This window comes from Modestobacter caceresii, from assembly GCF_000761485.1.
Taxonomy (GTDB): domain Bacteria; phylum Actinomycetota; class Actinomycetes; order Mycobacteriales; family Geodermatophilaceae; genus Modestobacter; species Modestobacter caceresii.
In genome coordinates this window covers 65,931-79,515 of record NZ_JPMX01000079.1, presented here as the reverse complement: position 1 = coordinate 79,515, position 13,585 = coordinate 65,931, and the positions used below count along the sequence as shown (strand labels likewise).

At 71.6% G+C, this 13,585-nt stretch carries 15 protein-coding genes; 5 read left to right on the top strand and 10 right to left on the bottom strand.

The genetic code is table 11. The features are described 5' to 3' along the window. Window positions 1-890 precede the first annotated feature (890 nt). Both IN07_RS17550 and IN07_RS17545 read left to right on the top strand, forming a co-directional pair. Entirely contained in the window at window positions 891-1,172 is a 282-nt protein-coding gene (locus IN07_RS17550) for a type II toxin-antitoxin system Phd/YefM family antitoxin (protein WP_036337964.1), read from the top strand. Next, window positions 1,169-1,450 (top strand): type II toxin-antitoxin system RelE family toxin, encoded by a 282-nt coding sequence (locus IN07_RS17545; RefSeq protein ID WP_036337961.1) that lies wholly within the window; start codon window positions 1,169-1,171, stop codon window positions 1,448-1,450. Before IN07_RS17550 ends, IN07_RS17545 begins: the two co-directional genes overlap by 4 nt. 168 nt (window positions 1,451-1,618) lie before the next feature. On the opposite strand, the gene IN07_RS17540 is transcribed toward IN07_RS17545, so the two are convergent. The 6 genes from IN07_RS17540 to merA form a co-directional block, all read right to left on the bottom strand. After that, window positions 1,619-2,386 carry an aminotransferase class I/II-fold pyridoxal phosphate-dependent enzyme gene (locus tag IN07_RS17540; protein WP_407937439.1) on the bottom strand — a complete coding sequence of 256 codons (768 nt, stop codon included), beginning with the start codon at window positions 2,384-2,386 and terminating at the stop codon, window positions 1,619-1,621. A 116-nt stretch (window positions 2,387-2,502) separates the two neighbouring features. After that, the gene (locus IN07_RS17535) at window positions 2,503-3,180 is read right to left on the bottom strand and encodes a discoidin domain-containing protein (protein ID WP_197058525.1); all 678 of its coding nucleotides are present in this window, start codon (window positions 3,178-3,180) and stop codon (window positions 2,503-2,505) included. Window positions 3,181-3,452: 272 nt separating this feature from the next. Continuing rightward, complete coding sequence (locus IN07_RS17530) at window positions 3,453-4,670, bottom strand: MFS transporter (RefSeq protein ID WP_036337955.1); 1,218 nt, start codon at window positions 4,668-4,670, stop codon at window positions 3,453-3,455. Between the two features lie 183 nt (window positions 4,671-4,853). Continuing rightward, window positions 4,854-6,398: a phytoene desaturase family protein gene (locus IN07_RS17525; protein ID WP_036337951.1), complete on the bottom strand. Its 1,545-nt coding sequence runs from the start codon at window positions 6,396-6,398 to the stop codon at window positions 4,854-4,856. Between the two features lie 62 nt (window positions 6,399-6,460). Continuing rightward, the gene (locus IN07_RS17520; protein ID WP_036337948.1) at window positions 6,461-7,810 is read right to left on the bottom strand and encodes a dihydrolipoyl dehydrogenase family protein; all 1,350 of its coding nucleotides are present in this window, start codon (window positions 7,808-7,810) and stop codon (window positions 6,461-6,463) included. Between the two features lie 54 nt (window positions 7,811-7,864). Further along, window positions 7,865-9,253 carry a mercury(II) reductase gene (merA, locus tag IN07_RS17515; RefSeq protein ID WP_036337945.1) on the bottom strand — a complete coding sequence of 463 codons (1,389 nt, stop codon included), beginning with the start codon at window positions 9,251-9,253 and terminating at the stop codon, window positions 7,865-7,867. A gap of 170 nt (window positions 9,254-9,423) precedes the next feature. Between merA and IN07_RS17510 the strand changes: the two genes are divergently transcribed. The 3 genes from IN07_RS17510 (at window position 9,424) to IN07_RS17500 (ending at window position 10,859) form a co-directional block, all read left to right on the top strand. After that, the gene (locus IN07_RS17510) at window positions 9,424-10,056 is read left to right on the top strand and encodes a hypothetical protein (protein ID WP_036337942.1); all 633 of its coding nucleotides are present in this window, start codon (window positions 9,424-9,426) and stop codon (window positions 10,054-10,056) included. 33 nt (window positions 10,057-10,089) lie between these two features. After that, window positions 10,090-10,389 carry a hypothetical protein gene (locus tag IN07_RS17505; protein WP_156119256.1) on the top strand — a complete coding sequence of 100 codons (300 nt, stop codon included), beginning with the start codon at window positions 10,090-10,092 and terminating at the stop codon, window positions 10,387-10,389. An 80-nt stretch (window positions 10,390-10,469) separates the two neighbouring features. Then, window positions 10,470-10,859, top strand: a complete 390-nt coding sequence (locus IN07_RS17500) for a heavy metal-responsive transcriptional regulator (protein WP_036337935.1) — start codon at window positions 10,470-10,472, stop codon at window positions 10,857-10,859. A gap of 126 nt (window positions 10,860-10,985) precedes the next feature. Here the strand turns inward: IN07_RS17500 and IN07_RS17495 are convergent, their stop codons facing one another. The 4 genes from IN07_RS17495 to IN07_RS17485 all read right to left on the bottom strand — a co-directional run bounded on the left by IN07_RS17495 (window position 10,986) and on the right by IN07_RS17485 (window position 13,454). Next, entirely contained in the window at window positions 10,986-11,597 is a 612-nt protein-coding gene (locus IN07_RS17495) for a thioredoxin domain-containing protein (RefSeq protein ID WP_036337932.1), read from the bottom strand. A gap of 3 nt (window positions 11,598-11,600) precedes the next feature. Further along, complete coding sequence (locus tag IN07_RS25400) at window positions 11,601-11,789, bottom strand: hypothetical protein (protein ID WP_156119255.1); 189 nt, start codon at window positions 11,787-11,789, stop codon at window positions 11,601-11,603. A 50-nt stretch (window positions 11,790-11,839) separates the two neighbouring features. After that, window positions 11,840-12,322, bottom strand: a complete 483-nt coding sequence (locus IN07_RS17490; protein WP_052091426.1) for a hypothetical protein — start codon at window positions 12,320-12,322, stop codon at window positions 11,840-11,842. Between the two features lie 400 nt (window positions 12,323-12,722). Next, window positions 12,723-13,454, bottom strand: coding sequence for a Crp/Fnr family transcriptional regulator (locus IN07_RS17485; protein ID WP_052091425.1), 732 nt, complete (start codon window positions 13,452-13,454; stop codon window positions 12,723-12,725). Between the last annotated feature and the right edge of the window lie 131 nt (window positions 13,455-13,585).

Sequence of the window (13,585 nt, the reverse complement as noted above, 5' to 3'; positions counted from 1 at the left end):
CTCCACAGGTGGGGACTTTCAGTGAGCAGGACTGAGGACTTTCAACTGAGCGCCATCAAGGCCACGCGCACACCACCGCGCGGTGTCACCAGCTCGTGCAGCAGTCCCCCACACTGCTGCCGGGCTGACGCCACACCCTTAGATGGAGGACGTTACCCACCGGTGATGCCCCGGCCGGTGGTTGTACCTGTTTCGGCGGCGGGCCCCGCTGGTGACCGGCCGCCTGCGTCGCCAGGCAGCAGCCCTGGGCGGACCATCTGACAGCAGAGCCGTCAGCGACGCATCGGGTGCGCGTTCAACAGCACCAGCAGGTAAGGCGCGATCGCGACCAACTTCGACGCAGGGCCAGTGGTGGCGAACGCCGCGGCGGGGGTGCGCCGTGGAGCGGCTGCCCGAGGGCAGCACCCGGCTGAGCTCGTGCGCCCCGCTGCGCTGACCGCGCCGCACCCTCACACCCAACCGGGCATCCCCGGGCCGGTAGAGGCAGCGGCCCCAGCGGCCTCCGCCTCCCCGCCGCCCTCGCCGGCCCCCTCGAGCAGGGTGACACCGCGCAGTTGCTGTACTCACGCAAGAGGCGGGCCGTCCGCTTCGGACGACCCGCCTCTGACCTGCAACTGCTTCTGTCGGGCTGACAGGATTTGAACCTGCGACCCCTTGACCCCCAGCTCTGGGCGGACAGTCCGTCGACGTCCCCTGGCGTGCCATTTCCGCTGGTGACAGAGGCGCGACGTCCGCGTTCGTCCACGCAGGTCCGTGGCCGGGCGAACTGCGTTGCAGTACCGGTTGCAGTGCGAGATCGCCGAGTCTGAGCGACGCAGGCGGTGCGGCTGGGCGTAGTCCTCTCCGGCAGACTCTGGACGACTCCTACTCATGTAGTCATACTTTTGACCATGACGACGTTCTCGCTCGCGGACGCGAAGGCGCACTTGTCCAGACTGGTCGCCCAGGTCAGTGGCCAGCACGAGCGCGTCTACGTGACCGTGCACGGCAAGCCGTCCGCTGTTCTCCTGGCGACCGAGGATCTGGAGTCCCTCGAAGAGACGATCGAAATCCTTGCCGACGCCGACGCCATGCGCAGACTGCACGCCTCCGACGCCGAAATCGCCCACGGTGATGCTGAGACGCTGGAGAGCCTAGACGCCGCCATGCAGCGCCGGCGCGCCACTACGTGACCACGGACCAGGACCGCTATGTCCTGGCCATCACCCCCACCGCTCGCCGTCAACTCACCGAGCACCTGCCCGAAGCGGTCGCGACCGCTGCCTACGAGTTCATCGTCGGGCCGCTCCTCGACAGCCCGTACCGGGTCGGCAAGCAGCTCCACTCTCCCCTGGACGACCGACACAGCGCACGCCGTGGCACCTACCGCGTCATCTACCGAATCGACGACCAGAGCCGAACGGTGACCGTGGTCGACGTGGCGCACCGCCGAGATGCCCACCGGAGGTGAAGTGGCGGCGGCGCGCGGCGAGTCAACTGAAGGCGGCGCACTCCCGACACCGCGAGGTCGAGCTCGACGCCGTCGACGGTCAGGGTCAGGTGGCTGCGGGTCAGCGCCGTCTCCGGGGTGGCCGGCGGGTTCGCCGCTGCACTGGTCACCCGCGCGATCCCGCCCGGCTCAGGTGCTCCACCAGCCGCGCGGTGGCGGTGTCGGCGGTCGCGGGCTGACGGCGAAGCACAGCCGCACGTGACCGGGGGCGTCGAAGGCCTCGCCTGGGACGACCGCGACACCGGCGTCCTCCAGCAGCCAGGTCGCCAGCGTCAGGGTGGTCGCCCACGAGCCGCGCTCCAGCAGCACGCTGACGTCGGGGAAGACGAACATCCCCCCGGCCGGGGCCGGGCAGCGGACCCCGGAGATGCCGTCGAGCGCGGTGGCGAGGACGTCGCGGTTGCGCCGGTAGCGGGCGAGGGCCTCGTGCACGGGCTGCTGGTCGCCGGTGAGTGCGGGCTGGGTGATGGTGGGGACGTGGGTGATGGTGCGTGCCACGTGCTTGCGGGCCGCGGCCACCACCGCGGGCGGGCCGGCGAGCCAGCCGATCCGCCGGCCGGTCATCGCGTACGCCTTCGATACCCCGCTGACCACCAGGCACCGGTCCCGCAGCTCCGGCGCCAGGCGGAGCAGGTGCGGCGCGGCTCCGGCGTCCGGGTTGGCGCCGTAGACGAACTGGTCGTAGACCACCCACACGTCATGCGCCAGCGCCCACTCGGCGATGTCGGTCAGTTGGTCGGCGGTGTAGACCGAACCGCTGGGGTTGGCAGGGCTGGCCAGCACCACGGCGGGGGTACGCGGCGTGCGGACGGCCTCCAGGTCGGCGGAGGTGGCCAGGAACCCGGTCTCGGCCGTCATCCGTCGCCTCCTCGGCGAGCGCCGCGTGCAGTACTTCAAGCTCGCCAGATCCGTCCGCGTTCAGCGGTCGGTCCTTGATGCCTTCACCGAATCGGGCCAGGTCCTGCAGGCGGCCGGCCGCCGGCTGACGGCCTGGCTACCTGGGGGACCGGCGATCAAGGCGCCTCGTACACCTCGATCTCGGCCGCGCCGGTGTTACCACCACTCGTCTGCTCCGCGTCGATCTCCAGAACCTGCCCGGTGAACTCGGCCTGATTCACGGTGAACGTGGTGCCGGCGTCGAACGGGCCGTAGGTCTCACCGCCGTCGACGGTCACGGTGAAGGTCTCCACGACGGACGTGCCGTCGCTCATCGAGCGGCTCCGCAGCGCCACCCCGAGCACGTCCACCGGTCGGCCCAGGTCGATCGTGATCGACGCATCGTCGCCGTCGCCGTCGCTGGACCACTCGGTTGCCAGGTCACCGTCGACGGCATTGGCCGCCGTGAAGGCGTTGGAGAACTCGGAGCTGACGTCGACGACGTCGGCACCGACGGCCACATTCTCCCCCGGCGTGCTGGTCGCATGGGCCTGGGGAGTCCGGAAGCGCATGAGGTCGCTGCGGTAGAGGCTGCCGTCGGCTCCTGATCCCTGCACCCGGTAGAAGTACTCGGTGTCGGGCTGCAAGCCGCGCATGACGGCCTCGTGATCGGTGTGGGCCCCACCGCCCATGTCGGCGTCGGTCGCGATCCCGTCACCGAGGGACTCGTCCCGTCCGAACACGACGGCGCAGGCCATGTCCAGGTCCGTCGACACCTGCAGGGTGGCGAACGTGCCGGACACATCGGGCACCACGACCGGATTCTCGACGAACACCTGCTCGGCCGCGAGCACCTTCGGGCCCGTGGCCGTGGGATCTCCCGATCCGCCGCACCCTGACAGCAGCAGGGCGACCCCTGATGCAGGGACCACAAGGGATCGGCGCACTCGGGGCCTCATGCGCGGCCAACGGTGGTCGCCCGTCCCCCGTTCCCGCAGCCAGGGCCCGGCGCAACCCTTGCGCACCAAGGATGCGGTCGCCGATCCTCGAACCGGACGTACCGCGAGCGGCTTCCAAGGACTGGGTGCTACGGGGTCGGCGGGTCCGGCCGGTTGAACTCAGTAGCGCGCAGCCCCGCCGAGCCCGCGGCTGCGGCCGCGAGGAGCAGGATCGCGCCCAGGTAGTAGACGGCTCGGATCCCGACGAGGTCGGCGAGCAGTCCACCGAGCAGGAGGGAGAGCAGTCGACCGGTCTGCCAGAGCACGTCGAAGCCGGCGAAGACCCGACCGCGCACGCGCTCTGGTGTCTCTGCCTGCAGCAGCGAGTTGAAGGTGACCGCCCCGGTGGAGGTGGCCAGGCCGTAGGCGACGAGGGCGGCCATCGCGGAGACCAGGCCGGTCACCGTGGCGAGGATCGCGTCGACGGCCGCGCGCAGCACGAAAGGTCCCAGGACGTAGCGCGCTCGGCGGGGATCGTCGGTCAATCTGGAGAGGAACAGCGGCCCGGTGGCGGCGCCGACGCCGATGGCGCCGAGCAGGAGTCCGTAGTCCTCGGCTCCGAGACGCAGGTGCTCGCGGGCCAGCACGACGAGCAGGGCTCCAGTCGCCCCGGCCGAGAGTGCCGCCAGGAATTGAGCGCCGGCCAGGGCTCTGAGGAGCCGGTCCCCCGTGATCGCGGCGACACCGTCCCGTGCCTGGGCGTACCACGGCCGGGCGGAGACCGGGGCCGGGACGGTGGGCACCTCCAGCCGGCCGAGTACCAGCGCCGAGAGCACATAGCTGGCGGCGTTGATCCAGAACGCCCACGTGTACCCGAGGGTGGCGACCACGATTCCGGCCAGCGGCGCCAGCACGATCTGCGAGATGACTGCGGCGGTCCACAGCCCGCTGTTGGCGGCGACCAGTTCGCGTTCCCGGACGATGGCCGGCAGCACCGACTGTGCCGCGGGATTGAAGAACACGGCGCCGGCGGACAGCCCGACGGCGATCGCGTACACCGCCGCTACGCTGCCGTCCACAAAGGGCAGGGCGAAGGCCAGGGCTGCTCGGAGCAGGTCCGCGGCGATCATCACCCGAACCCGCGGCAGCCGATCGACCAGCGCACCGGCCACCGGCGCCAAGGCGAGCACCGGGACGATCTCGGCGACCACCACCCCGGAGACCCCGAGGCCCGAGCCGGTCAGGGAGTAGACGAGCAGCACCAGAGCCACGGTGTTGAAGGCGTCGCCCCACTGCGACACCGTGCGCGCCACCCACAGCTGCCGGTACGGCCGCTGGCGCAGTAGTCCCGTCAACGAGTTCGTCATGTGCAGCTGCAGAGCGCCGGAGACGGGAGGGACAGCTCCTTGAGGACCACAGGTCGCACGAGTCCGTTGCGGTGAGGTGGCCCTGGCCGTAGCTGGGGACTGGACGACCTGCTCACGCCGGATCGCCATGCACACGCCGGTGCGGACAGTCGGAGCCGACTCGTGGATCCAGTTTCATGGCGGTCAGCGGGCGAAGGAACGCAGCACGGCTCGAGCCGTGGCCCGGCCCGGCGCACCGGACACCCCACCGACCGGCGCGGTGCCTGCTCCGCTGATGAACAGTCCCGCCACCGGCGTCCGATGGCCGGCCAGCGCGCGGGTCGGGCGCAACGGGCCGAGCTGGTCCAGGCTCACGTCCAGGTGCATAGGGTGTGCGCCGGGCCAGCGCAACTCCGTGGCCATGTCCGCCGGAGTGCGGATCACCTGGTCGACGATCGAGCCGCGGAATCCAGGCGCGCGGTCCTCGACGGTGTCGATCATCCGATCGGCGAAGGCCTCGCGGTCACCGGCCCAGCCGTCCCGCAGCCGGGCCGGGGCGCACGGGCAGGCCAGGTACACGGTGTGCCGCCCCGCCGGGGCGAGTGTCGGGTCGAGGGCGCTGGGGGTGAAGGCGTAGGTGGGCACCGGGTCGGCCGGGAGCCGGCCGGCCTCGGCCTGGGCGAACCCGTCGACGAGTGGATCGAGGGCGTCGACGAACGACTGCAGCCCGGCGTGGTCGCCCGGTCGCGCGCCGGGATACGCAGGGAGCCGATCCACCGCCAAGAGCACCAGCGACTGGACGGCGTTGCCCCGGTGCGTCGTTCGCAGCCGGTCGGCGACCGGCCCGGTCAGGGGTGGGTCGAGGAGCTCGAGCAGCGCCACCTGGGGCTCGACTGCAGCGACCACGCAGCGAGCCGCCACCGTCGATCCGTCGGCCAGGACAACGCCGGCCACCTCGTTCCCTCGGCGCAGGATGCGCTCGACCGGTGCACCGGCACGGGCCTCGCCGCCGTGTCCGGCCAGCCGCCGCGCCAGGGCGTCGGCCAGGGCCTGGGACCCGCCGAGCGGGTGCCACTGGCCCACCTGGTGGTAGAAGGCCTGCCAGAGCCCGAACAGCGCACTGCCCGTCGCCCCCGGTGAGGCCGAGGCGTGGGCCGCGAAGGCGGCCACCGGCCCGCGCACCCGGTCGGTGGCCAGCCGCTGCTCCAACAGCGACCGGTACGGCGAGGCCAGCAGCTCGGCAACCCCCACCGGGCCGCCGTTGCGCCGCAGCGCCCGCCCAGCGGCCAGCGCCAGTCCGGGCGCCCGCCGCCATGCCCCGCGACTGCTCCCGCCGAGGCCGGCGCTGAGCACCCGTACCAGGGGCATGGCGTCGCGCATCCACGCCCGGTACCGGTCGGCGTCGACCGGCGAGACCTCGGCGATCGACGCGACCGTCCGCTCGACGCTGCGGTGGAACCGGACGATGGCGCCGTCCCGCCCCACGGCGACCGAGAAGGGATCCATCTCGACGTACCGCAGCCCCACGTCCTCCAGGGCCAGATCGTCGACGAGGTCGGTGGCCTGGATGAGGTTGTGCGCGACGGAGTGGGTGTCGAAGCGGTAGCCCGGGATCAGCTCGTCGGTGCGGGTACCGCCACCCAGCTTGTCCGACTGTTCGAGAACGACGACGTCGAGCCCGGCGCGGGCCAGGTAGCAGGCGGCGACCAGCCCGTTGTGGCCGCCGCCGATCACCACGACGTCCCGCACGGCTCCTCCTCTGCCCTGACCTGCCTGCACCGTCCTGCTCCGTCGTCGCGCCCCGGCGGGTCCTACAGGTCCAGCGCCTCCAGCGCGGTCACGTACCCCTCGGTGTAGGTGGGGAACTGCGCGACCTGGTCGAGCAGTGTGTCGATGCCGATGCCGGCGCGGATGGCCAGGGAGGCCTGGTGGATCCACTCCCCCGCCTGGGGGGCGACCACCCAGGCGCCGAGCAGCACCCGGCGGTTCGGATCGGCGAGCAGGCCCAGGTGGCCGCGGGGATCGCGCTCGTAGGTCCACGGCCGGGCGATGGCTTGTGCGAGGTCGACCTCGGCGCTGACCGTCGTCAGACCCTGATCACGTGCCTGGCCCTGGGTGAGCCCGGCGGCGGCGATCTCCGGATCGGCGAAGACGACCCGGGGAACTCCGTCGTACCGGGCGGTGCGAGGTCGGCCGAGAATGGTGTCGGCGACGATGCGGCCCTGGTACTTGGCGACGTGGGTGAACGGCAGGATGCCGGTGACGTCGCCGAGAGCCCACACACCCTCGGCAGCACGACAGTGCTCGTCCACCACGATTGCCCCGGACTCGGCGATCTGGACGCCGGCATCCTCGAGGCCGAGTCCCTCGGTACGGGGAGTACGGCCGGTGGCGACGATCACCACGTCGCCGCGGACGGAGCTGCCGTCGGCGAGGTCGAGCACCGAGTCGGCACCGTCCCGGCGGGCCCGGACCGGTTCGCTGCCGGTACGGACGTCCACGCCGGCCTCCCGCAGGTGAGCTTCGGCCAGCTCACCGACGCGCGCCTCCTCGCGGCCCATCAGCCGGTCGCCGCGCTGCAGGAGCGTGACCTGGACGCCGAAGCGGACGAGGAACTGCGCCGTCTCCACGCCCACAGCGCTCCCCCCCACGACGAGCGCGCGGCCGGGCAGGTCCGCGGCGGTGTAGGTCTCCCGGTTGGTCCAGACGGTCACCTGGTCCAGACCCTCGATCGGTGGGGTCAGCGCCTCCGAGCCGGTGGCGACGATCACGTGATCGGCGGTGAGCTCCCGGCCGTCGACGGTGACCCGCCCCGGACCGCTGATCCTGGCGTCGCCCTTCAGCACCAGCGCGCCGGCGTCCCGGTAGCCGCTGACCTGTCCGGCGTCGTCGAGGTGGCGGGCCATGTAGTCGCGGTAGTCGCGCGCGGCGGGCCAGTCCAGCCGCGCGCCGTCGGCGCCCGCAGCCCGGTCGACCCCGCCGGCAGCCTCCGGGGGCCGCAGCACGGTCTTGGACGGGATGCAGGCCCAGTAGGCGCACTCTCCCCCGATCAACTCACGTTCGATGACTGCGACCCGCCGGCCGGCGGACAGCAGGCGACTGGCGGCGACCTCGCCGCCCGGGCCCATGCCGATCACGGCCACGTCCACGTGCTCTGCCATTGCTCTTCCCCTCATCGATGTGCGCGAACAGCGGTCCTGCGGTGTACGCGGAGATCAGGCGCAGCAGGATGTCGGCATCTGGTTGCGGAACAGGCCGGCCGCGATGCGCAGGCTCTCGGCCATCGTCAGGTAGGGCGCCCAGGTGTCTGCCACGTCGTCGACGGTCATGCCCGCCCTGATGGCGTAGGTGGCGGCGAGCATCATCTCCCCGGCGCCCTCGGCCAGGGCGTGCACGCCCAGCATCCGACCGGTGTCGGCGTCGGCGACCACCTTCACCGCGCCGCGGATGTCGCGATTGACCAGCGCCCTCGGGACGTCGGCCAGGCCCAGCACCCGGCATTCGCAGCGGTGCCCGGCCGCGAGCGCCTGAACCTCGGTCAGGCCGGCCGAGGCGAGTTGGGGACGGGTGAAGACGACTGAAGGCTGGCCGGTGTAGTCGACCCGGGCCGGCTCGGTGCCGCCGACGCCCAGTGCGTTCAGTGCCGCTGCCCGGCCGCCCGCGGCGGCGACGTAGACGTACTGCGGTGCGCCGGACACGTCCCCGGCGGCGAAGATCTGCGGGTTGCTGGTGCGCTGCTGGTCGTCCGTGACGACGAATCCGCGCGCGTCGGTGAGCACCCCGGCAGCTTCGAGCCCCAGACCATCGGTCTGGGCCCGCCGGCCGGTGGCCACGAGCAGCCGCTGCCCACTCACCAGCCGGCCGGATGTGGTGGTCACGGTCGTGCCGTCACCGGTGCTGCTGACCGTGGCGGCGCGCTCCTCGACCACCGTGATCCCGTCCTCGGCGAACACCCCCCGCAGCTCCTCGACCAGATCAGGCTCGGCGTGCGGAGCCAGGCGGCCGACGACGGTCACCTCCGCGCCGAGGTGCGCGAACAGCTGGGCCTGCTCCATCCCCACGTAGCCACCGCCGATCACGACCAGCGACTGCGGTACCGCCGTCAGCTCCATCGCGGAGGTGGAGGTCAGGTACGGCACCTGATCCAGCCCCGGCAGCGCCGGCACGTCCGGTACCGCACCGGTCGCGACCACGTAGGCAGCAGCGCGCAGGGGGACGCCGTCGATCTCCACGGTGTCCCGGTCGCGGAAGCGGGCCTCCCCCTTCCGGACGGGAAAGCCGTAGGCGTCGGCGACGTCGGCGTACTTCGCCTGGCGCATCCCGGCGACCAGGTCGTCCTTCTGCGCGACCAGGGCCGCCAGGTCCACCCCGTCGGCGGACAGGCTCACCCCTGCGTACGGGTTTGTCATCGCGGCGTGCCGGAGGCCGGCCGCGGCCAGCAGCGTCTTCGACGGCACGCAGCCCACGTTCACGCAGGTGCCCCCCAGGGTGCCCCGCTCGACGACCACCACGTCCGCCCCCGCCTGTCGGGCGGAGATCGCCGCGGCCATCGCCGCACCCCCGGAACCGATCACCGCAAGATCGACGTCCCCATCGATCGCCATCGCACGCTCCCTCGGATTGCCGGTCAGCTGTCCACGCCCAGGCTGGACCTTCCAGTGCAGGGGAGGGTCAAGCCGGCCATCGTCACAGGCCGGCTGCCGGCTGGAATCCCGCCGAGACGACGCCGGGCGTCGGGGTGCCCGAACGCTGCCGATGCAGGAGAGTTCCTCACGTGGCCCTCGAACTGGAAGCCGCCGTCCTGCCCGTGCCCGACGGCGTCCGCGCGGAGCTGCGCCGGGAATGGGGGCGACTTGCCGCGCCGGGGACATGGCTGTCCGGAGAGGAGCGGGTGGCGGTGGCCAGGGAGGCGCGGGCCGCCCGCACGTTCGCCGACGCACACACGGAGCTCGAGCCCGTGCTGGTCGAAGCCGCGCAGTCGGTGTCGGCCGCCGCGAACCTCATCACGCGAGAGTGGGTCGCCGATCTCCTCACCCGCGGCATGACGATCGAGCAGTACGTGGAGGTCGTGGGCATCGTCAGCAGGGTGGCCGCAGTGGACGCCTACGTCCGGGGGGTCGGGTCAGCAGAGGAGGCACTGCCTGACAGCGAGCCGGGTGAACCCACGCGCCGGCGCAACATCGATGTCCGCCCGCGCGCCGCGTTCGTGCCCACCGACCCGGAGGACGGCGCGCGGTACGCCCTCTCAGCGGTGCCGGCGGAGGAGAGTGCGAGAGACCAGCTCCACGCGCAGCTCTACCTCAGCACCCCACAGATGGCCGACCTCACTCACCAGAACGAGCTGTCCCGCGCGCAGATGGAGCTCCTCGCTGCCCGCGTCTCATTCCTGAACGACTGCTTCTACTAGCTGATCGCCCACGCCAACATGCTCCGTGCGAGTGTGCAGAAGACGACCGGGCAATCAGCCGATCTACGACCCGTCGTCGACGACCGCATCGATCCCGGACTTGCCTGGGGGATTGAGCTCCGCGATCTTGCGACGGCCATGGTGACCGGTCAGCGACTCGACGAGAGCCGTCGAGCCCTGAGCCAGGAGGGTGGCCCACAGGTGGCCGCCGCCGCAGTCGGGGTGTGCGCGAACTTCGAGATGATGAACCGCATCCTCGATGCGACCGGGTGCCCCGTCCCGGACAGCCTCCACTTCGTGGCAGGACTGCTCGGCATCACAGGTCACGGCTGAGCGGACGCGGTCGCCACGTGACTCGCCCGATGTCACGACCGACCCGTGCGGCCAGCTGACCTGGCCGTGAGAATGGGCCAGTGAAGATCGGCGAGGTCGCGGCGGCCACCGGCACGACTGCGAAGACCCTGCGCTTCTACGAGCGGGCCGGACTCCTCCCACCGCCCCGGCGCACCAGCGCCGGCTACCGGCAGTACAGCCCCGACATCGTGGCGCGCATGGACTTCATCCGGCGCAGCCAGGCCGCCGGGTTCAGCCTCGCCCAGATCCGAACGATCCTCGACATCCGTGATTCAGGAGACGCCCCCTGCCGGCACGTCCAGGGCCTTCTCGACGAACGCCTGGAGGCCCTCGACCGGCAGCTCACCGAGCTCGCTGCCCTGCGTGGCACCGTCGCGCACCTGCGGGCTCAGGCGCGCACGATCGAACCCGACACGTGCGATCCCGCCACTGTCTGCCGGTACCTGTAGCGCGTTCCCGACCCTCAGCGAGCTGTGGCTGCGGCTGCTCGCGTGCGAGCGCAGCGTCTCCCGGTCCACCTGCGAGTGGCACGGCCGGTTGCACGACCGGCCGTGCCACTCGCCGGCGCGCTCCAGCTACCGACGACGACGGCGCCAGAACAGGGCGGCGCCCATCATGCCCATCATGCCCACCATGGGCAGTGCGGTGCCGACTGCGCCGCGCGCCAGCGGAGGAAGTGGGCGTGCCAGGTCGGCCACCCGGGCCGACAGCCACATCGGCGGAGCTTGCCGAGCGACGTCACGCAGCGCGACGGGGCCGGCCGCGCTCAACGTCTGCCACATCGTGCCCGTCCCGCGCAGCAGTGCACGTCCCTTGGCCTCGGACTGCCCGACCGGCCTCTGCTCTCCGTCGGCGACCGCTTCGAGAGCGGCGCGCAGGCGTTCGTGCTCGTTGGCCCACAGGCTCCGGAACAGCACTCTGCCGTCGGTGCCGACGATGTATGCGGCGTCGGGCTTGTCGTCGAGCTGCCGGTGAAGCGTTCCGTCGATGTCATCGACGGCCACCGGCCAACGGATGCCGTCGCGCTCGGCGTAGGCCCGCGCCTGTTCGGTCTTGGTCCCCATGTCGCCGGGCTGGACGTAGCGGTCGCCGGGGTGGGCCTCGCGGACGTAGAGGGTCAGGAACCGGACCCGGTCCCCGAAGTCGTCGTAGAGCCGCTGGAGCGCCGGACCGGCGCTCGCCGTCATCGGCTAAGTGACCGAGCCGAAGTAGACCAGCAGCGGCTTGTCGCCGATCAGCTCCCGGCTGGTCACGCGTCCGCCGTCGATCGTCGGCAGGTCGAAGTCAGGGAACCGGCCACCGGGTTCGACACCGCCGAGGAAGCCGCGGTCCTCCACCAGCAGCCCTGCACGGAAATGGGGGTACGCGTACTCAGTCATGTCTTGCCCCCTCCTGTTCTCGATGCGTCGTCGACATCTTCGTCATGAATTCAGGCCCCAGGCCGGGAGCCGTCCGGTGACCGGCGGCGGGATCCTGGCCCCACGACGAGGAAGGCCGCCAGGAGCGCACCGAACAGCAGGTGCACGGTGACCTCGAACGGCTGGTTGACCCCCAGGAAGGCCGAGAACTGCGGCACCAACCGCGCCAACAGCTGGAAGTTGACCAGGTAGAGAAGCCCTCCGTAGATCAACCCTCCCCACAGCACCGCGGCCGCCCAGGACCGTCCTGCCGATCGGTCGCGGAGCATGGCGACGGCGGCGGCGAACACCAGTCCGAACAGGGCGGAGAGCACGAAGTGGACCACCACACCCACCCAGATCGTGGCATCCGGCGGAGGTGGTCCCTCCACGATGGTCGCGATCACTCTGAACGGGGTGAGGGCCGGATTGCCCATGCTGGCGGTGAGCCACATCGTCAGCGCGATGAAGACGACTCCGGCGAGGAGACCCGCGACGATGCCCCACGCCAACATGGGAACGATCCGCCGGTCAGAGGTGTCGCCTCCGCCGGAGACCTCCCGAGTCGAACGGCTCACAGCCACCACCTCCGGTCAGAGACTGCACGGCTTCTCCCGGCGGAAGCCCGCGGCGAATGCCTCGCCGCCCACGCGACGACCGAGCTCATCAACTGCACCTCTCGCTCCTTTCCTTCGGCGCCTTGCTCACGCGCTCGACATCGGCGGCGCGACATCCGCCACCGAGGCGCAGGCAGGGCCTTCACGTCAAAGCCGACCCCCGGACGGCTTCTTCACCCGCTGGCCCTGCCCCGTTCCGGCAGGTGAGACGACCGAAATGTCACTCCGCTGACGGTGTTCCTGATGTGTTCGCGAAGCGTCATGCAGGCCGGCGACCCCCGACGTCCTCGGCGGGGGTTCAGGAATCACGCATGCTGCGCAGACCCGCCTCGTCCAGGAGCCGGATCGATCCGTAGCCGAGCTCGACCAGGCCGCGCCGCTCCAGGTCCTTGAGCACCTTGTTCAAGGAGGGACGGGCCACCCCCAGCATCGCCGCCAGGGTGCGCTGCGGGAGTTGGACCTTCCCGTCCTCCGCCTCGTCGACGAGGAGTCCGGCCAACTGCGCGACCAGCGGGCGGCCGAGCAGGGAGATCAGCCGGCCGTGGCTGGTGGCGAGCCTCTGCGCCACGCTGGACAGCCAGCGCCGGGACACCGCCGGATGCTGGCTCAACAGCGACTCGAAGTCGGCGGGCGACAGGACCAGGCAGACGGTCTCGTCCAGCGCATGGGCCGTGTACGGCACCGGTATCCCGAGCAGCAGCGGCACGTCCCCATCGACGTCTCCCGGACGCAGGACACCGACGACCACCCTGCCGCGGGGCGTCCCGACGCTGAGCTCCACGTGTCCGTCGCGAACGATGCAGACGCCCGGCTGCCCTGCACCCGCGTCACCGAGGATTCGTTCACCGCGCCGGAACTGCCGCGGCGAGATCCGGCCGGCGAGCGCGATGACGTCCTCGGGGCCCAGGGGCGCCGTCGCACCCCGGCCGACGCAGCGGGCGATCCAGGCGGCGTCCCGGATCTGCCTCTCCCGGGGCGGCAGGTGCGCCGCGTCGGCGCGCGGCAGCGCCGTCCATCGTCCGAGGTCCACGCCCGGATCCTGGCATCCGCAGAGATCACTGCCCCGGACCGTCAGCGGCGGACGCCGGAAGGGACCATGCCGACCCGGATCTGGATGTGTTCGCCGCGGCGCGGCGGAGCGGACGTCGTCGAGCTCGCCCT

What these genes read in the sequence shown, in the direction of transcription:
- IN07_RS17520 (WP_036337948.1), bottom strand. Translation starts at nt 7,810, where the DNA reads ATGGCAGAGCACGTGGACGTGGCCGTGATCGGCATGGGCCCGGGCGGC.
- IN07_RS17490 (WP_052091426.1), bottom strand. Translation starts at nt 12,322, where the DNA reads ATGTTGGCGTGGGGCATCGTCGCGGGTCTCCTCGCCGGAGTCGTCTTC.
- IN07_RS17550 (WP_036337964.1), top strand. Translation starts at nt 891, where the DNA reads ATGACGACGTTCTCGCTCGCGGACGCGAAGGCGCACTTGTCCAGACTG.
- merA (WP_036337945.1), bottom strand. Translation starts at nt 9,253, where the DNA reads ATGGCGATCGATGGGGACGTCGATCTTGCGGTGATCGGTTCCGGGGGT.
- IN07_RS17530 (WP_036337955.1), bottom strand. Translation starts at nt 4,670, where the DNA reads ATGACGAACTCGTTGACGGGACTACTGCGCCAGCGGCCGTACCGGCAG.
- IN07_RS25400 (WP_156119255.1), bottom strand. Translation starts at nt 11,789, where the DNA reads ATGACTGAGTACGCGTACCCCCATTTCCGTGCAGGGCTGCTGGTGGAG.
- IN07_RS17495 (WP_036337932.1), bottom strand. Translation starts at nt 11,597, where the DNA reads ATGACGGCGAGCGCCGGTCCGGCGCTCCAGCGGCTCTACGACGACTTC.